Source organism: Sulfurimonas sp. ST-27 (assembly GCF_048081595.1).
GTDB lineage: Bacteria > Campylobacterota > Campylobacteria > Campylobacterales > Sulfurimonadaceae > Sulfurimonas > Sulfurimonas hydrogeniphila.
The window spans coordinates 1,684,811-1,697,865 of sequence record NZ_CP182226.1 but is presented as its reverse complement, the minus strand read 5'-3'; the positions used below and the strand labels follow the sequence as shown (position 1 = coordinate 1,697,865).

Annotated in this window: 14 protein-coding genes; 7 read left to right on the top strand and 7 right to left on the bottom strand. The window is 38.8% G+C overall.

The genetic code is table 11. The features are described 5' to 3' along the window. Positions 1-2: 2 nt before the first annotated feature. On the top strand, positions 3-575 hold the full coding sequence (locus tag ACM66U_RS08965) for an ATP-binding cassette domain-containing protein (RefSeq protein ID WP_418640570.1): 573 nt from the start codon (positions 3-5) through the stop codon (positions 573-575). Here the strand turns inward: ACM66U_RS08965 and crcB are convergent. Genes crcB through ACM66U_RS08930 form a run of 7 tightly spaced genes read right to left on the bottom strand, consistent with a single transcriptional unit; the run spans position 565 to position 5,588 of the window. Beyond that, positions 565-954 (bottom strand): fluoride efflux transporter CrcB, encoded by a 390-nt coding sequence (crcB, locus tag ACM66U_RS08960; protein ID WP_151899813.1) that lies wholly within the window; start codon positions 952-954, stop codon positions 565-567. The genes ACM66U_RS08965 and crcB overlap by 11 nt on opposite strands. After that, positions 923-1,621, bottom strand: a complete 699-nt coding sequence (locus tag ACM66U_RS08955) for a lysophospholipid acyltransferase family protein (RefSeq protein WP_418640569.1) — start codon at positions 1,619-1,621, stop codon at positions 923-925. Before ACM66U_RS08955 ends, crcB begins: the two co-directional genes overlap by 32 nt. Continuing rightward, positions 1,599-2,645, bottom strand: a complete 1,047-nt coding sequence (locus ACM66U_RS08950) for a hypothetical protein (RefSeq protein ID WP_418640568.1) — start codon at positions 2,643-2,645, stop codon at positions 1,599-1,601. Before ACM66U_RS08950 ends, ACM66U_RS08955 begins: the two co-directional genes overlap by 23 nt. Then, a complete protein-coding gene (gene purQ / locus ACM66U_RS08945) occupies positions 2,642-3,316 on the bottom strand; it encodes a phosphoribosylformylglycinamidine synthase I (RefSeq protein ID WP_418640567.1) in 675 nt (224 codons plus the stop codon). The genes ACM66U_RS08950 and purQ overlap by 4 nt, the downstream gene beginning before the upstream one ends. Beyond that, the gene (purS, locus tag ACM66U_RS08940; RefSeq protein ID WP_151899817.1) at positions 3,316-3,555 is read right to left on the bottom strand and encodes a phosphoribosylformylglycinamidine synthase subunit PurS; all 240 of its coding nucleotides are present in this window, start codon (positions 3,553-3,555) and stop codon (positions 3,316-3,318) included. The genes purQ and purS overlap by 1 nt, the downstream gene beginning before the upstream one ends. A 3-nt stretch (positions 3,556-3,558) precedes the next feature. Continuing rightward, positions 3,559-4,272, bottom strand: coding sequence for a phosphoribosylaminoimidazolesuccinocarboxamide synthase (purC, locus tag ACM66U_RS08935; protein WP_151899818.1), 714 nt, complete (start codon positions 4,270-4,272; stop codon positions 3,559-3,561). 5 nt (positions 4,273-4,277) lie between these two features. Continuing rightward, the gene (locus ACM66U_RS08930) at positions 4,278-5,588 is read right to left on the bottom strand and encodes a S41 family peptidase (protein WP_151899819.1); all 1,311 of its coding nucleotides are present in this window, start codon (positions 5,586-5,588) and stop codon (positions 4,278-4,280) included. A 110-nt stretch (positions 5,589-5,698) separates the two neighbouring features. Between ACM66U_RS08930 and ACM66U_RS08925 the strand changes: the two genes are divergently transcribed. The 6 genes from ACM66U_RS08925 to ACM66U_RS08900 all read left to right on the top strand — a co-directional run bounded on the left by ACM66U_RS08925 (position 5,699) and on the right by ACM66U_RS08900 (position 13,039). Then, positions 5,699-6,214, top strand: coding sequence for a shikimate kinase (locus ACM66U_RS08925; RefSeq protein WP_151899820.1), 516 nt, complete (start codon positions 5,699-5,701; stop codon positions 6,212-6,214). Beyond that, the gene (locus ACM66U_RS08920; RefSeq protein ID WP_151899821.1) at positions 6,207-6,641 is read left to right on the top strand and encodes a thioredoxin family protein; all 435 of its coding nucleotides are present in this window, start codon (positions 6,207-6,209) and stop codon (positions 6,639-6,641) included. Before ACM66U_RS08925 ends, ACM66U_RS08920 begins: the two co-directional genes overlap by 8 nt. Continuing rightward, positions 6,641-7,930, top strand: coding sequence for a histidinol dehydrogenase (hisD, locus tag ACM66U_RS08915; RefSeq protein ID WP_418640566.1), 1,290 nt, complete (start codon positions 6,641-6,643; stop codon positions 7,928-7,930). The genes ACM66U_RS08920 and hisD overlap by 1 nt, the downstream gene beginning before the upstream one ends. Positions 7,931-8,191: 261 nt before the next feature. Next, positions 8,192-8,827 (top strand): 4Fe-4S dicluster domain-containing protein, encoded by a 636-nt coding sequence (locus ACM66U_RS08910; protein ID WP_151899823.1) that lies wholly within the window; start codon positions 8,192-8,194, stop codon positions 8,825-8,827. Continuing rightward, positions 8,827-9,750: an NrfD/PsrC family molybdoenzyme membrane anchor subunit gene (nrfD, locus tag ACM66U_RS08905; RefSeq protein WP_151899824.1), complete on the top strand. Its 924-nt coding sequence runs from the start codon at positions 8,827-8,829 to the stop codon at positions 9,748-9,750. Before ACM66U_RS08910 ends, nrfD begins: the two co-directional genes overlap by 1 nt. 13 nt (positions 9,751-9,763) lie before the next feature. Further along, a complete protein-coding gene (locus tag ACM66U_RS08900; protein WP_346389897.1) occupies positions 9,764-13,039 on the top strand; it encodes a molybdopterin-dependent oxidoreductase in 3,276 nt (1,091 codons plus the stop codon). Positions 13,040-13,055: the final 16 nt, after the last annotated feature.

Genomic DNA, 13,055 nt, shown 5'->3' with positions numbered 1-13,055 from the left:
TTTTGCAAGATACTGTTTTAGAGATAAAAAATGTAAGCTTTGGCTATACAAATAAGAAGCCTCTTTTTGAAAACTTTTCACTGTGTTTAAAACAGGGGGAGTTAAAGGCTATAGTCGGAGAGAGCGGAGCCGGTAAAAGTACACTTTTTGAACTTATACTCGGAAATCTCAAACCACAAAACGGTACGATTAAAGTTTCAAGGGTGTCTGAGATTTTTCAAGATCCTTACAGTTCCTTTCATCCGAGTTATACATTATTGCACCAAATAAAAGATGTGGCATCTTTGGATAATCTCCACAGTTTGATGGAAAATATGAGTTTTGAGTATGATCTGCTTTTAAAACTGCCGCATGAACTCTCAGGCGGACAGCTTCAGCGTGCATCTATCATAAGGGCTATGCTTATGCAACCGCAACTCCTCTTACTGGATGAACCGACATCGGCACTCGATAATGTGATTCAGCTTGAAGTGATGAAAATGCTTATAAAAAATCTTGACTCAATGGGAATGCTTTTGATTACCCATGACATGGACTTGGCATCCTGGTGCGCAGATGAGGTCATCAGGATTTAAAAAAATGGTTGATGAGATAATAACCGCTTCCCGCCATAAATACTGTTCCAAAAACATTCAGTGCCATATTTAAAAGCCCCAACGCGATACTCCCTCCTTCCAAAAGCAAAAAACTTTCAATGGCAAAGGTGGAATAGGTGGTCAATGCACCTAAAATTCCTGTTGAGAGAAAAGATTTCATATGGGGTGTTAAAAAAGTTGAATACATAAAATATGCCAAAAGCGCACCCATAATAAAACTTCCTATGAGGTTGACACCAAGTGTCCCAAAAGGGAGTTCATGCGGTACTCTGTGGGAAATAAGCCCGTTAATGTATGAGCGTAATACTGCTCCGATAAATCCGCCGCTACCTATTGCTAGTATTGTTTGCCAGCTCATGATCGTATACCTTTTGCATTTTTTTTCTTAGTTCATTTAACCAGTCCGGATCATTTTTATCAGCAATAAAAGAGTCAAGAAAAACAACTTTTATATTTCGGGGAACATAATAAAAACGTTTCAGATCATAGCACTTTGCAGTCTCTATAAGAACGATAGGCTGCACTTTGAGCTTGTATTGATCTGCGATGACTTTGGCTCCTGACTTGAAAGGGAGCATTTTGGCTCCTTTTGAACGTGTGCCTTCTGGAAACATTGTAATGACTCTTTTCTTTTTCAGCCTGTCTTTGGCAGCACGAAGCAGTTTGATGAGAGATGTTTTGCTCTCCCTTTCTACTTCTATATCTTCTGGCATACTCATTGCCAAACCAAAAAACGGTACATCAAAAAGAGACTTTTTTGCAACCCATGTTATATCTTTATTTGTAACAGTCTCCAAAATACCGATATCCAAATCACTTTGGTGGTTTACTAAAAACATTTGTGCATCGGGGTCTTCTTTTCCTTCGACTGTTGTAGAAAAAAATGTAGTGAGCCTGATAAACCATGCTACTGCTTTTCTTGCATAGGGACGAGGTAAAATCGGATATAATATTATGGAAAAAGTCAGCCCTGTAAAGATAATGAACGTGGCATAAGCCCAACTAATATGAGCAAGTATCTTCATTTTTCACCCAGCCTATTTTATTGTTTTTCAGTTTTACTTTTATAAAGTTTCGCACCTGTCCTTCTTTCGTTAAATGGTATTGTGTTTGTGTTGTTTCAAATACAGTAGAGTTGTCTACCGGCAGCAGATAAAGAGGTGTACCCTCTTTGATACATACTTTTTTCTGGGGTATTGCCAGATAAATTATATAAATTAATGGTATGATAATAAAAATCAGATAGAAATATTTACGACGTACAAGAATTAGAATAAAACCTAAGAATGCCACAGCAGCCGCTATATACATCTTGATCGTCTCATGTGACTGGTCTCGCGGTCGCAAGTCACTTTGTGTGGTAACACTGTCATCATTGACTATAATCGGGATTGTGACTAAAGCATAATCATTTTTAAGCAAATTAAAATAGGAAAAAGAAAAATTTTCTATTTTTTTGTCAATAATAACAAAATATATAATCTTCCCTTCCCTGTAGTTACCGGAAATTGATTCAAGTCCCTGCTTGTATACATGTTTAAAACGGATTTCATTCAGATCAGCGTTTTGTGCTGAGGCAACAAATATAACAATGTTGTGTGTATCGTCATACACTGTTGTTTTATACTCTTGAACAGTAAAACTATTGGCTATGATATTGGAAAAGTTTTCCCCGGGATTGAGTGTAATTACATTAAGGTTCGGACCTTGAAGCGTTGTGCTGTTGTAATCATGGGGTGCCATTAAAAAAGCTTCAATATCGGGAAGTTTTGCCTGTTTTTGTGTTGCCTGCATATGAAAAGTATCAAAATAATACTTTCCTTTTTGCACTCTCTGGGGTGCTTCATCAAGGATTTTGATACCTTGATGATTTGAAAATTCATACAAAACATCATCAAAGTTTTTTACTGTTGAGAGTGTTTTGTAAGTTACGGGAAATATTTCACCTTTAATAACTCTTGTCGGAATTTCATCATAGCTGAGATAAATCACTTTATTTGCAAAAAGTGATGTGATGAAAATGAGAGCAATTAAAAGTGCTTTGATCACGACGCTAAAAATCCTTCTAGCATTTTTATTCCGTCATCGCTTCCCAAGAGAGATTCCATAGCGCGTTCTGGATGCGGCATAAGGCCAAAAATATTTTTTTCTTTATTGCAAACACCTGCAATGCCTGCAACACTTCCGTTAGGATTTTGTATTTCACCGTTTGCGTCAGTGTATTTCAAAAGTATTTGTCCGTTGGCTTCAAGCTCTGCCAGACCCTCGTCATTTATGTAATAGTTTCCGTCATGGTGTGCTATTGGTATATTTACAACATCGCCGGTATGCAGTTTTTTTAAAAAAATATTGTCACAGTTTTCTACACGAAGATGGTGATGTTTTGAAATGAAGTGCAGCCCTTCGTTCCGCTTCAGTGCGCCGGGAAGAAGTCTTACTTCTGTTAAAACCTGAAAACCGTTACAAATACCTAAAATTTTTCCGCCATTTTCTGCATACTCTTTTACTGCAGACATAACAGGGCTGAATTTCGCAATAGCACCGCTTCTGAGGTAATCACCATAGGAAAATCCTCCTGCTACTACAAGCAAATCAGTATCTTCGGGTATTGTTGTAGATTTGTGCCATACTATCTGTGTTGTCGCACCAAGTTTTTCAAAAGCATACTGTGTATCATATTCACAGTTCGTTCCCGGAAATTGTAAAATAGAAACTTTCATTATACAAGCTCTATAGTATAGTCTTCAATTACGGTGTTTGCCAAAAGATCTTCACACATTTTTGTCACATCAGACATTGCTTTTTCTTTATCTGTTTCATTAATTTTGAGTATGATCTGTTTGCCTACACGAACATCTTCAACATTACCAAATTGCAGAGAGTTAAGGGCATGATGTACAGCTTTTCCCTGCGAGTCTAATACGCCTGCTTTTAAAAATACATTTACTATTGCTTTCATTTGTTATTTTCCTAAAATTCTGTTTAATACCTGCTCGTAAGCTACTGTAACGCCACCTAGTCCTTGTCGGAATCTGTCTTTATCCATTTTTTCACCACTTTGTATGTCCCAAAAACGGCAGTTGTCCGGTGAAATTTCATCAATGAGAATGATATTTCCCTCTTTGTCTTTTCCGAATTCAAGTTTAAAATCAACTAAATTCAAACCTTTCTGAGCAAAATAAGGCTTTAAAATATCATTTACCTGTCGAGCCATACGGCGAAGTTTGTCAAGCTCATCCTGAAAATCAACCAGTCCAAGAATCAGTGCATGCTGGTCATTGAGTTTAGGATCACCAAGTTCATCATTTTTGTAGTCAAATTCTACAAGAGTAAAAGGAAGAACCGTACCGTCTTCAATGCCAAGGTTGCGGGTAAGACTTCCCGTTGCAATATTGCGAACAATGACCTCTATGAGGATAACATCAACTTTTTTATGAAGCATGTGATTGTCATCAAGCATTTTCACAAAATGAGTAGGAATGCCATTCTTTTCCAAGAGTTTGAACAATTCTGTAGAAATTTTATTGTTCAGTGCTCCTTTTCCGACTTCGCTGGATTTTTTTTCGCCATTAAATGCTGTTAAGTCATCTTTAAATTCAGAAATGACTAAATTTTCATCTTCTGTCGCGTAGAGTTTTTTTGCCTTACCTTCGTAAAGTAATTCTTTTTTTTTCACGTTTTTTATCCTTTCATTATAACAAGAGCTTTTATGATGTCAACGGCTTCTTTGAGTTGAATGTCTTTGTTGAGCATTTCTGGCGTAATTATATCTTTTTTATCTTTTTTATCTTCTTTAGTCTCTTCTTTTTTCCCGTCAACTTTTTCAAGTTCTTCCTGCAGATGTTTTTTCAGGTCTGCTTCTTTTATGGCAAACTCATTTTTATGTGTTTTAAGCTCACCTGGAATAACGACTACGTCAGGCTTCACGCCTACCGCCTGAATGGTTCTTCCGCTTGGGAGGTAGTATCTGGCAATAGTAAGTTTTATTGCTTCTGTTTTTGTAATAGGCAGGACAACCTGTACACTTCCTTTGCCAAAAGTGTTTTCTCCTACGAGCACAGCGCGTTTGTGGTCTTGCAGAGCCCCACTGACAATCTCGCTGGCACTGGCACTTCCCCCGTTGACCAAAACAACCAAAGGAACCTTTGTCAGAGTGTTTGAGGCATGAGCGCTGTAGGTTTTGTTTTCAATTTTTCGTCTTCCTTTTTGGGAAACTATCACGCCGCTGTCTACAAAAGAGTCAACCAGACCTACTGCCTGGTCAAGTAATCCGCCGGGATTGTTTCTTAAATCTAAAATAATACCTTTAGTGGAAGCTTTGCGTTTATTTATCTCTTTCGTAACATCTTCTACAACTTTTTTGTCAAAACTGGCAACGCGTATGTATAAAATATCATTATTTATTACTTTTGCGTGTACAGATTCTATTTTGATTATATCACGGACAATATGGATAGAAAGAGGCTTGAGTTCTCCCTCTCTGACGATGAGCAAATCAATAGGTTCTCCGACTTTTCCCCGCATAAGGGATACCGCTTCATCTATAGTCATGCCAATAGTAGATTTGTCGTCAATTTTTAAAATTATATCACCTGCTTTGAGCCCTGCTTTGTCTGCCGGTGTTCCGTCAATAGGGGATATAACTGTGAGTGCACCGTCTTTCATACCAACAGTAATTCCCAGACCGCCAAATTCACCTTCTGTCTGTACTTTTAATCGTTTGTAATCTTTTTCTGTCAGATAATTTGAATGGGCATCAAGATTTTTCATCATACCGTCAAGTGCTTTGTCTATAAGCTCTTCTATCGTTACATCATCAACATCATATTGTTGTACTATGCTGATGACTTTCGTGAATTTCTCCAAAGCCTGAAGTCTAGAAGCCTGTGCATCTTTTATGGAACTCTCTGCAAATAAAGAAGAAGAAAGCATAAGCGCTATTGATGTCGCAACCGATGCAAATCCTAGAGTGATAAACTTTTTGTTTTTCATAATAAACCTACTGTTGATTTTTTAAAGAAGATATTATACCAACAGTTGATAAATGGAAAACTTTTATGCTAAATATGATAAAATCATTTTAAATTTGTATGGGATATCAAATGAAAAACATTGTACTGATAGGTTTCATGGGTGTAGGCAAAGGAAGTATAGCGCGCGAAGCGCTCAAATATTCTTCGTATATGACGATAGACACTGATGACATTATAGAAAGCATGGAAAACAGAAAAATTAAAAAGATATTTGAAGAAAACGGTGAAGAGTATTTTAGAAAACTGGAAAAACGGGTTGCAAAATGGCTGGAAACAAGTGTACATGATACGCTGATTTCTACCGGCGGCGGTTTCTACAAACAGACAAATTTACAAAAAATAGGTACAATTGTTCTATTGGATTCTCCTTTTGATGCTATCATTAAACGATTAAAAGAACACCCCAATGCAACAAGAAAATTGAAAAAAAGACCGTTGCTTGCTGATTTGAAAAAAGCAAAAAAACTTTATGATGAACGACGACCTCAGTATCTGAAGTTGGCAGATATCATCATAGATGTTACAGGAAAATCAGCACAGGAATGTGCAAAAGAACTCTTAAAAAAGGTAAAAAAACATGGGTAAATTATTATTGGTACTGGCATTTGTATTCACAACATCTCTGATGGCTGATGAGATACACTGGGCAAAAGACTATCAAGAAGGGATGGTTCAGGCACAAAAAGAGCATAAACCTGTTCTTTTTATTATTTCAAGTCACTCTTGCAAATACTGTCTGCTTCTTGATAAAACAACACTTAAAGATGAAAAAGTTGTGCAAAAGATAAATAAAAATTTTATTGCTGTTCGTTCATGGACGGACAAAAGAGATTATATTCCGGCTGTACTGGCACAAAATACTCCGGGCCTTCCGGGAATATGGTTTTTGTTACCAAACGGTGATCCTATGTTTCAGCCACTTTTGGGATATGCAAAAAAAGATGTGTTTTTACAGGCATTAGAGATAGTGCAAAAAGAATTTAATACAAATCAAAAGAGAGTGAAAAAGTAATGATATTTGTAAAATCCAGTGATAATGATTTTGATGGAAAGTTTGAAGAACTTTTAGCGCGCGGAAAGATGGATATTGCCCATGTGAGCGGTATAGTAAATGATATTATTGAAGATATAAAAACAGATAAAAATCTGGCTTTGCGATCACATATCAGTAAGTTTGACAACTGGACACCAAAAAATGATGCAGACTTGAAAATAACGACTGCATCTATGCAAAAAGCCTATGAAAATATTGACAAAAAGCTTAAAGATGCCCTGCATCTTGCCTATGACAGAATAAAAGCATATCATGAAAAGCAAAAACCGAAATCATGGTTTGATACAGAAGCAAACGGAACGATTTTGGGACAGCAGGTGACTCCGGTTGAGAGTGCAGGGCTCTACATTCCGGGAGGAAAAGCAGCTTACCCCTCATCTTTGCTTATGAATGTTATTCCTGCGCAGGTTGCAGGTGTTGAAAATATTATTATCTGTACGCCGACACCGGATAATGAACCAAATGAGCTTTTACTCGCTGCCTGTCATCTTTGTGGTGTGAGTGAGGTATATAAAGTGGGTGGTGCAAGTGCTATTGCCGCAATGGCGTATGGAACCGAGACAATACCGAAAGTGGATGTTATAACAGGACCCGGAAATATTTTTGTGGCAACTGCAAAAAAAATGGTTTTCGGTGAAGTCAATATTGACATGATAGCCGGGCCAAGTGAAATAGGTATTTTGGCAGATGAGAGTGCAAAGGCCAACCACTTGGCTATAGATCTGCTTTCTCAGGCAGAACATGACGAAATGGCAAGTTCTATTTTGATTACACCCTCGCAAAAACTGGCCGATGCTGTAAAAGATGAAATTGAAATATGGCTAACAAAACTTTCACGCCAGGAAATAGCCAGAAAATCCATAGAAGAAAGAGGGGCAATCATCGTAACAAAAGATATGGATGAAGCCGTTGGTTTGATGAACAAAATAGCGCCCGAACATCTTGAAGTCGCTACGATGAGCCCTTTTGAACTTTTGCCGTATATCAAGCATGCCGGAGCAATATTCTTGGGACACAACACACCTGAAGCTATAGGCGACTATGTTGCAGGACCAAACCACACGCTTCCTACTGGGGGTACAGCAAAATTTTATTCACCGCTTGGTGTTGAAAATTTTATGAAAAAAAGTTCTATTATTTCATTCAGTAAAAATGCTATCAATGAGATTGGAGAAGAGTGCGCTTTGATTGCAAATACAGAAGGATTAACGGCTCATGAACAGTCTGTCCGTGTTCGCCTAAAATAAATAATTATCTGATTATAATATATTAGTTATAAAATTTTATTTTATAACTAATATAAATCTTTGAAATATTAATTTTCCCGATATACCCATTACAAAAAAATTATCAAAAATATATCACTCTTTTATTACTTCTTTAAGGTTCATGCGTTAATATATCTACAGTAAAAAAAGCCTGAAATGCCGTGCATAAGGGCTTCTTTTAGTGTTAATAAGTCGTAGTTATAAATCTTAAAAAAGCCACTGAAGGCCAAAGGAGAATATATGCAATTAGGTTTCCTAGTTGATTTACACCTGTGTATGGGTTGTAAAGGTTGTGAGATCGCATGTAAAGTGGAAAATGAAGTTCCGCTTAGTACATGGAGACTTCGTGTTAAATATGTAGATGTGGGAACTTTCCCTGAAACTAAGAGAACATTCACCCCTCTTAGATGTAATCATTGTGAAAATGCACCATGTGAAAGAATTTGTCCGGTATCCGCTCTTCACTATATTGAGAATGGTATTGTAAACATTGATAAAGAGAGATGTATCGGCTGTGCCGGTTGTGTAATGGCCTGTCCGTACGGTGCAATATACATTGATCCTGAAACGCAGACTGCTGATAAATGTACCTACTGTGCACACCGTATTGCATCTTCGATGATGCCGGCCTGTGTGGTTGCATGTCCGGTAGAAGCAAATATTTTTGGTGACTTGGAAGATCCTGCATCAAATATTTCAAGATATATTCAAGATCACAGAGATGTACAGGTTCGTAAACCTGAGAAGGGAACAAATCCTCATCACTATTATGTCGGAGCAGGACAAGCGAGTCTTAATCCTCTTGCATCAAGAAGAGAAGAAGGGTATAACCTGTTTAACAATATTACAACACTTCCACTAGGGGGGCATCACTAATGGTACATGAAACTTTAGCAGCAACAAATGCTGTAGTAACTCTAGATGTTGCAATTCCTGATATATTCTGGGGTTGGTATGTAACAATGAATATGTGGGCAAAAAGTATCGGTACCGGTCTGGTATTTATGCTTTTTCTTTTATTAAAGAAAAATCCGAGTGAAATGAACGGACTGCGAACGCCGGTTATGATTGCTTCTTTTATCTTTATGAATATTTTCCTGGTTTTCACATGGTTGGACCTGCATCAAATGTGGAGAATGTGGCATATATTCTTTTATCCTCACTGGACATCAGCAATTACAGTGGGTGCCTGGATGGCAACACTCTTTGTAGGTCTTGAATTTGTCATGATTGCAGTAATGATCAGAAAAGAGAAATGTTTGCTGACAAAACAGCCTACCGCCTTTTTTGATAAAACACTTTTTTGGGTAACGCTGCTGGCAATTCCAGTAACACTTTATACTGCCGGTATTATGGCTGAAGCAACAGCAAGAGAATTATGGCAGATGCCGACAGAATCAGCACAAATGATTTTGGCAGCAACACTGTCCGGTTCTGCGGCAATTATCCTTCTCGGCGGTTCTAAATTAAGCGATGAAACGAAAAATTTCTTTGGAGCGATTTTAGGATTAAGTGCTTTAATGGCATTTATTATTTATATGTCAGAGTATATTTTCGGTGCTATGAAAGCTGAAGAAGTTGCAGCTATCTTAGGCTATGTTAAAGGCGATGGTGAGTATGCTACAATGTTCTGGATTGGACAGTGGGTTGCATATATCTTACCAATGATACTGGTTGCGCTTTCACGAGTAAGTAACAGTAGCAGTCTTTTAAACCTCGCAGCTATTTTAGCTATCGTAGGTCTGTGGGTAGTGAAGCATGTTTGGCTAGTTATTCCACAATTATTACCAATGAGTTAAGGAGAAAGTATAAATGTATTTACAAAGTAGAAGAACATTTTTAAAAGGTGCTGCATTCAGCGTAGCTGGTGTAGCTATTGCTAAAGGGGTATTTGCAACAGATGCAATTGCCGAATCTGTTAGCCAAAGTAAGTTTACAAACACTCCTGATACAATTTCTTTTTATCCTGACCAATCAGAGTGGGACAATTTTGCGGAGCTCGACGGAGATGACTGGAAACGTGGCGGTATCGAACGCCATGGCGTCCGATCTGCCGACAATCCTGACGGTATCCAGGTAAACAACTATACAATTGTTCCAACAGTCTGTTCAAACTGTGAAGCGGGTTGTGGTCTAACTGCATGGGTTAACAAAGATACTATGACGGTAAGAAAGTATATGGGTAACCCATTACACACAGGTTCTCGAGGCAGAAACTGTGCCAAAGGGTATGCTGTAACTTCTCAAATGTACGATCCTGATCGTATTCCGTTTCCTATTAAACGTGCGCCGGGTTCAAAACGTGGTGAAGGAAAGTGGGTTCGTGTAACATGGGATGAGGCAATGGCTGCTATCGGGAAGAAAATGCATGACACACTTGCAAAAGGTGATGAGATTTCTAAAAAATCTATCATGTACCATGTCGGTCGTCCAAACGAAAACGGCTTTGGTCCGCGTGTTCCGCAATCTTTAGGAATTGACGGATACAATTCACATACCAATATCTGTTCGGCAGGGGCTCGTCAGGGAACTATCCAATGGGCAAATGATGACAGAAACTCACCGGATTGGGCAAATGCAGATCTGATATTCTTACAGTCTTCACATGCAGCAGATGCGGGTCACTATTTCCAACAGTCAGCCGGTTTGATTGCTGAAGCGCGCAAACGTGGTGCAAAAATGGTTGTTATTGACCCTAGAATGAGTAACTCAGCGGGTATGGCGGATTTATGGATTCCGTGTTGGCCGGGAACAGAAGCAGCACTTTATCTATATTTGACAAACCGTATTTTAAATGAAAAGAAAAAAGACGGGTCAGATATTGTAAATCATGAATTTGTAAAAGAGTGGGTTAACTGGGACAGACTGATGGCCAACAAAGATTATCTGCAAAAGATGATTGGATACGGATATATCTCTAAAATGCCAAAAGATGACAGTTATGAGTCTTTTATAGAAGTTGCAAAAGAGTTGTACGCTCCGTATACTAAAGAGTTTGTTGTTAAAGAGTGTAAACTCGAAGGTATGGAATATAAACTGGATGAACTGTGGGAGATGTTTGTACCTGCAGGAGCTAAAGTTGCTACATATTTATGGCGTGCAGGACCAATCGGTCACCGTGGTGGCTGGATGAATACACGTGCAGGTTTCTTGCCTCTTGTTTTTGTCGGAGCTATGCGTGGAGATATCGGTGGAGTAGGTATGCACCACTGGCATGAAATTTCAGTTGCAGGAAAAGGTGACAAAGCCACAGTTGCAGGAAAACACCCTGAAAAAACTGATGCATGGAATGAAATTGCATGGCCGCCGGAGTATCCTATTTCAACATATGAGATGGGTTACATGATGCCACAGATTATGATGGATGATGCATGGCATGAGAAATGGACGAAACGCGGACTGAAGATTCCTAAATCTATGGCTGTTTATGTTCCAAGAATGCACAATCCTTTATGGATTAATCCGGATGGATTCAGATGGATAGAAGCACTCAAGCGTGAAGATAAATTTGAATTGTCATTTAACCTCTCTCCTACCTGGTCTGAAACAAACTGGTACTGTGATTATGTACTTCCTGTTGGACTTGCGGGTGAGAGAAACGATCAACAGTCAACGCCTTCAAAACCGGAACAGCGTATAGAATTCCGTCAGGCGGTTCTTCGTGTTGCTGCTGAAAAATCAGGTTGGAAAGCAAAAAGACCGGAACGTGCTACACTTGAAGCACACATGAAATTCGGTCTGGGTGAAGTATGGGAAGAGAGTGAATTCTGGCCAAATCTAATTGTAGATTATGTAGATCCGGATGGTTCATTGGGCATCAGAAAATACTGGGCAAGTAAAAAAGATCCGTCCCGTGCGGTAACTGTTCCTGAGTATTTTGATGCGGCGATGAGTCTTTTACCGAAATTAAAAGCCGAAGCGACAAAACTGTATGCAAAAGAAGAGTTCCCTGTTTACAGCTACATGAGAGATCATGGTGCCTGGACAGAAAAAACTGATGTATACAAGCCTCAGGAAGAAGAACTTGAATTTGACGGAACATATTACCATGCACACGGTCATAAATATTCCAAAGACGAAGTTACCAAGGATGAATTCGGTGCATTATGGGTACAAGACGGAAACTTCAAAAAATCTATCGGTGCTGAAATTGACGGAGAACTTCGTGAAGGTTTCCATACATTGAGTAAAAAGCTTGAATTTTTCTCTGAGTGGTTGGCTGAAGAATGGAAATGGCCGGAGTATGCTATTCCAATTTATCCGAGAAATGATGCAGAGAGCGACAAAATGGTACACCTTGTAACACAGGTTCACCATAAGCACATGAAAGCGGACAATGAATTTGCACTCAATACGATTTATCGTCTGCCGTACAATATTCATACGCGTTCTGTGAACTCTAAACACTTGATGGAGATTTCACAAAACCACAATCCTATTTGGATCTATACAAAAGATGCTGAAAAACTCGGTATCAAACGCGGAGATGCAGTTAAAGTACAAATACAGGATACGCTTACAGGTATTAAAAGCGGTTACTTTATTGCAATGGCTGTGCCAACTGAAGCAACACGTCCTGGTGTTCTTGCATGTTCACACCATGCAGGCCGCTGGAAACTCAAAGACTCTGTAACTATTCCGGGATTTGAGCATCAGCTTGGTATTATGAGTTTGGGTTCTCCTAAATATGAAATGACTGATGACGGAAAAGTCGGAACAATGAAACCGACTGAAGGTATCAAACCGCATCATGCATGGCAGTTTAAAGAGTACAACAAAGATCTTGACAATATCTGGTGGGATGGACTCAGTGGTGCATGGCAAAATGCGGTAGCCCCTTGTCATCCGGATCCTATTGCCGGAAACCACGGCTGGCACCAAAAAGTTATCATTACCAAAGCAGGTGCTGATGACAAAATAGGTGATATTAAAGTGAACTATGAAAACAACTTTAAAGTGTATCAGGCATGGAGAGATCAGTTGACTCGTCCGTTGACTGCGGCAGATAAACTACGCCGTCCATATCATATTAAACGTCCGGTGAAACCAAGCCAAAAGGCTTATGAGTTCAATATAAAAGACGTTTAACAACAAAGGTAAAGCC

What these genes read in the sequence shown, in the direction of transcription:
- crcB (WP_151899813.1), bottom strand. Translation starts at nt 954, where the DNA reads ATGAGCTGGCAAACAATACTAGCAATAGGTAGCGGCGGATTTATCGGA.
- ACM66U_RS08955 (WP_418640569.1), bottom strand. Translation starts at nt 1,621, where the DNA reads ATGAAGATACTTGCTCATATTAGTTGGGCTTATGCCACGTTCATTATC.
- purQ (WP_418640567.1), bottom strand. Translation starts at nt 3,316, where the DNA reads ATGAAAGTTTCTATTTTACAATTTCCGGGAACGAACTGTGAATATGAT.
- purS (WP_151899817.1), bottom strand. Translation starts at nt 3,555, where the DNA reads ATGAAAGCAATAGTAAATGTATTTTTAAAAGCAGGCGTATTAGACTCG.
- ACM66U_RS08930 (WP_151899819.1), bottom strand. Translation starts at nt 5,588, where the DNA reads ATGAAAAACAAAAAGTTTATCACTCTAGGATTTGCATCGGTTGCGACA.
- ACM66U_RS08925 (WP_151899820.1), top strand. Translation starts at nt 5,699, where the DNA reads ATGAAAAACATTGTACTGATAGGTTTCATGGGTGTAGGCAAAGGAAGT.
- ACM66U_RS08920 (WP_151899821.1), top strand. Translation starts at nt 6,207, where the DNA reads ATGGGTAAATTATTATTGGTACTGGCATTTGTATTCACAACATCTCTG.
- hisD (WP_418640566.1), top strand. Translation starts at nt 6,641, where the DNA reads ATGATATTTGTAAAATCCAGTGATAATGATTTTGATGGAAAGTTTGAA.
- ACM66U_RS08910 (WP_151899823.1), top strand. Translation starts at nt 8,192, where the DNA reads ATGCAATTAGGTTTCCTAGTTGATTTACACCTGTGTATGGGTTGTAAA.
- nrfD (WP_151899824.1), top strand. Translation starts at nt 8,827, where the DNA reads ATGGTACATGAAACTTTAGCAGCAACAAATGCTGTAGTAACTCTAGAT.
- ACM66U_RS08900 (WP_346389897.1), top strand. Translation starts at nt 9,764, where the DNA reads ATGTATTTACAAAGTAGAAGAACATTTTTAAAAGGTGCTGCATTCAGC.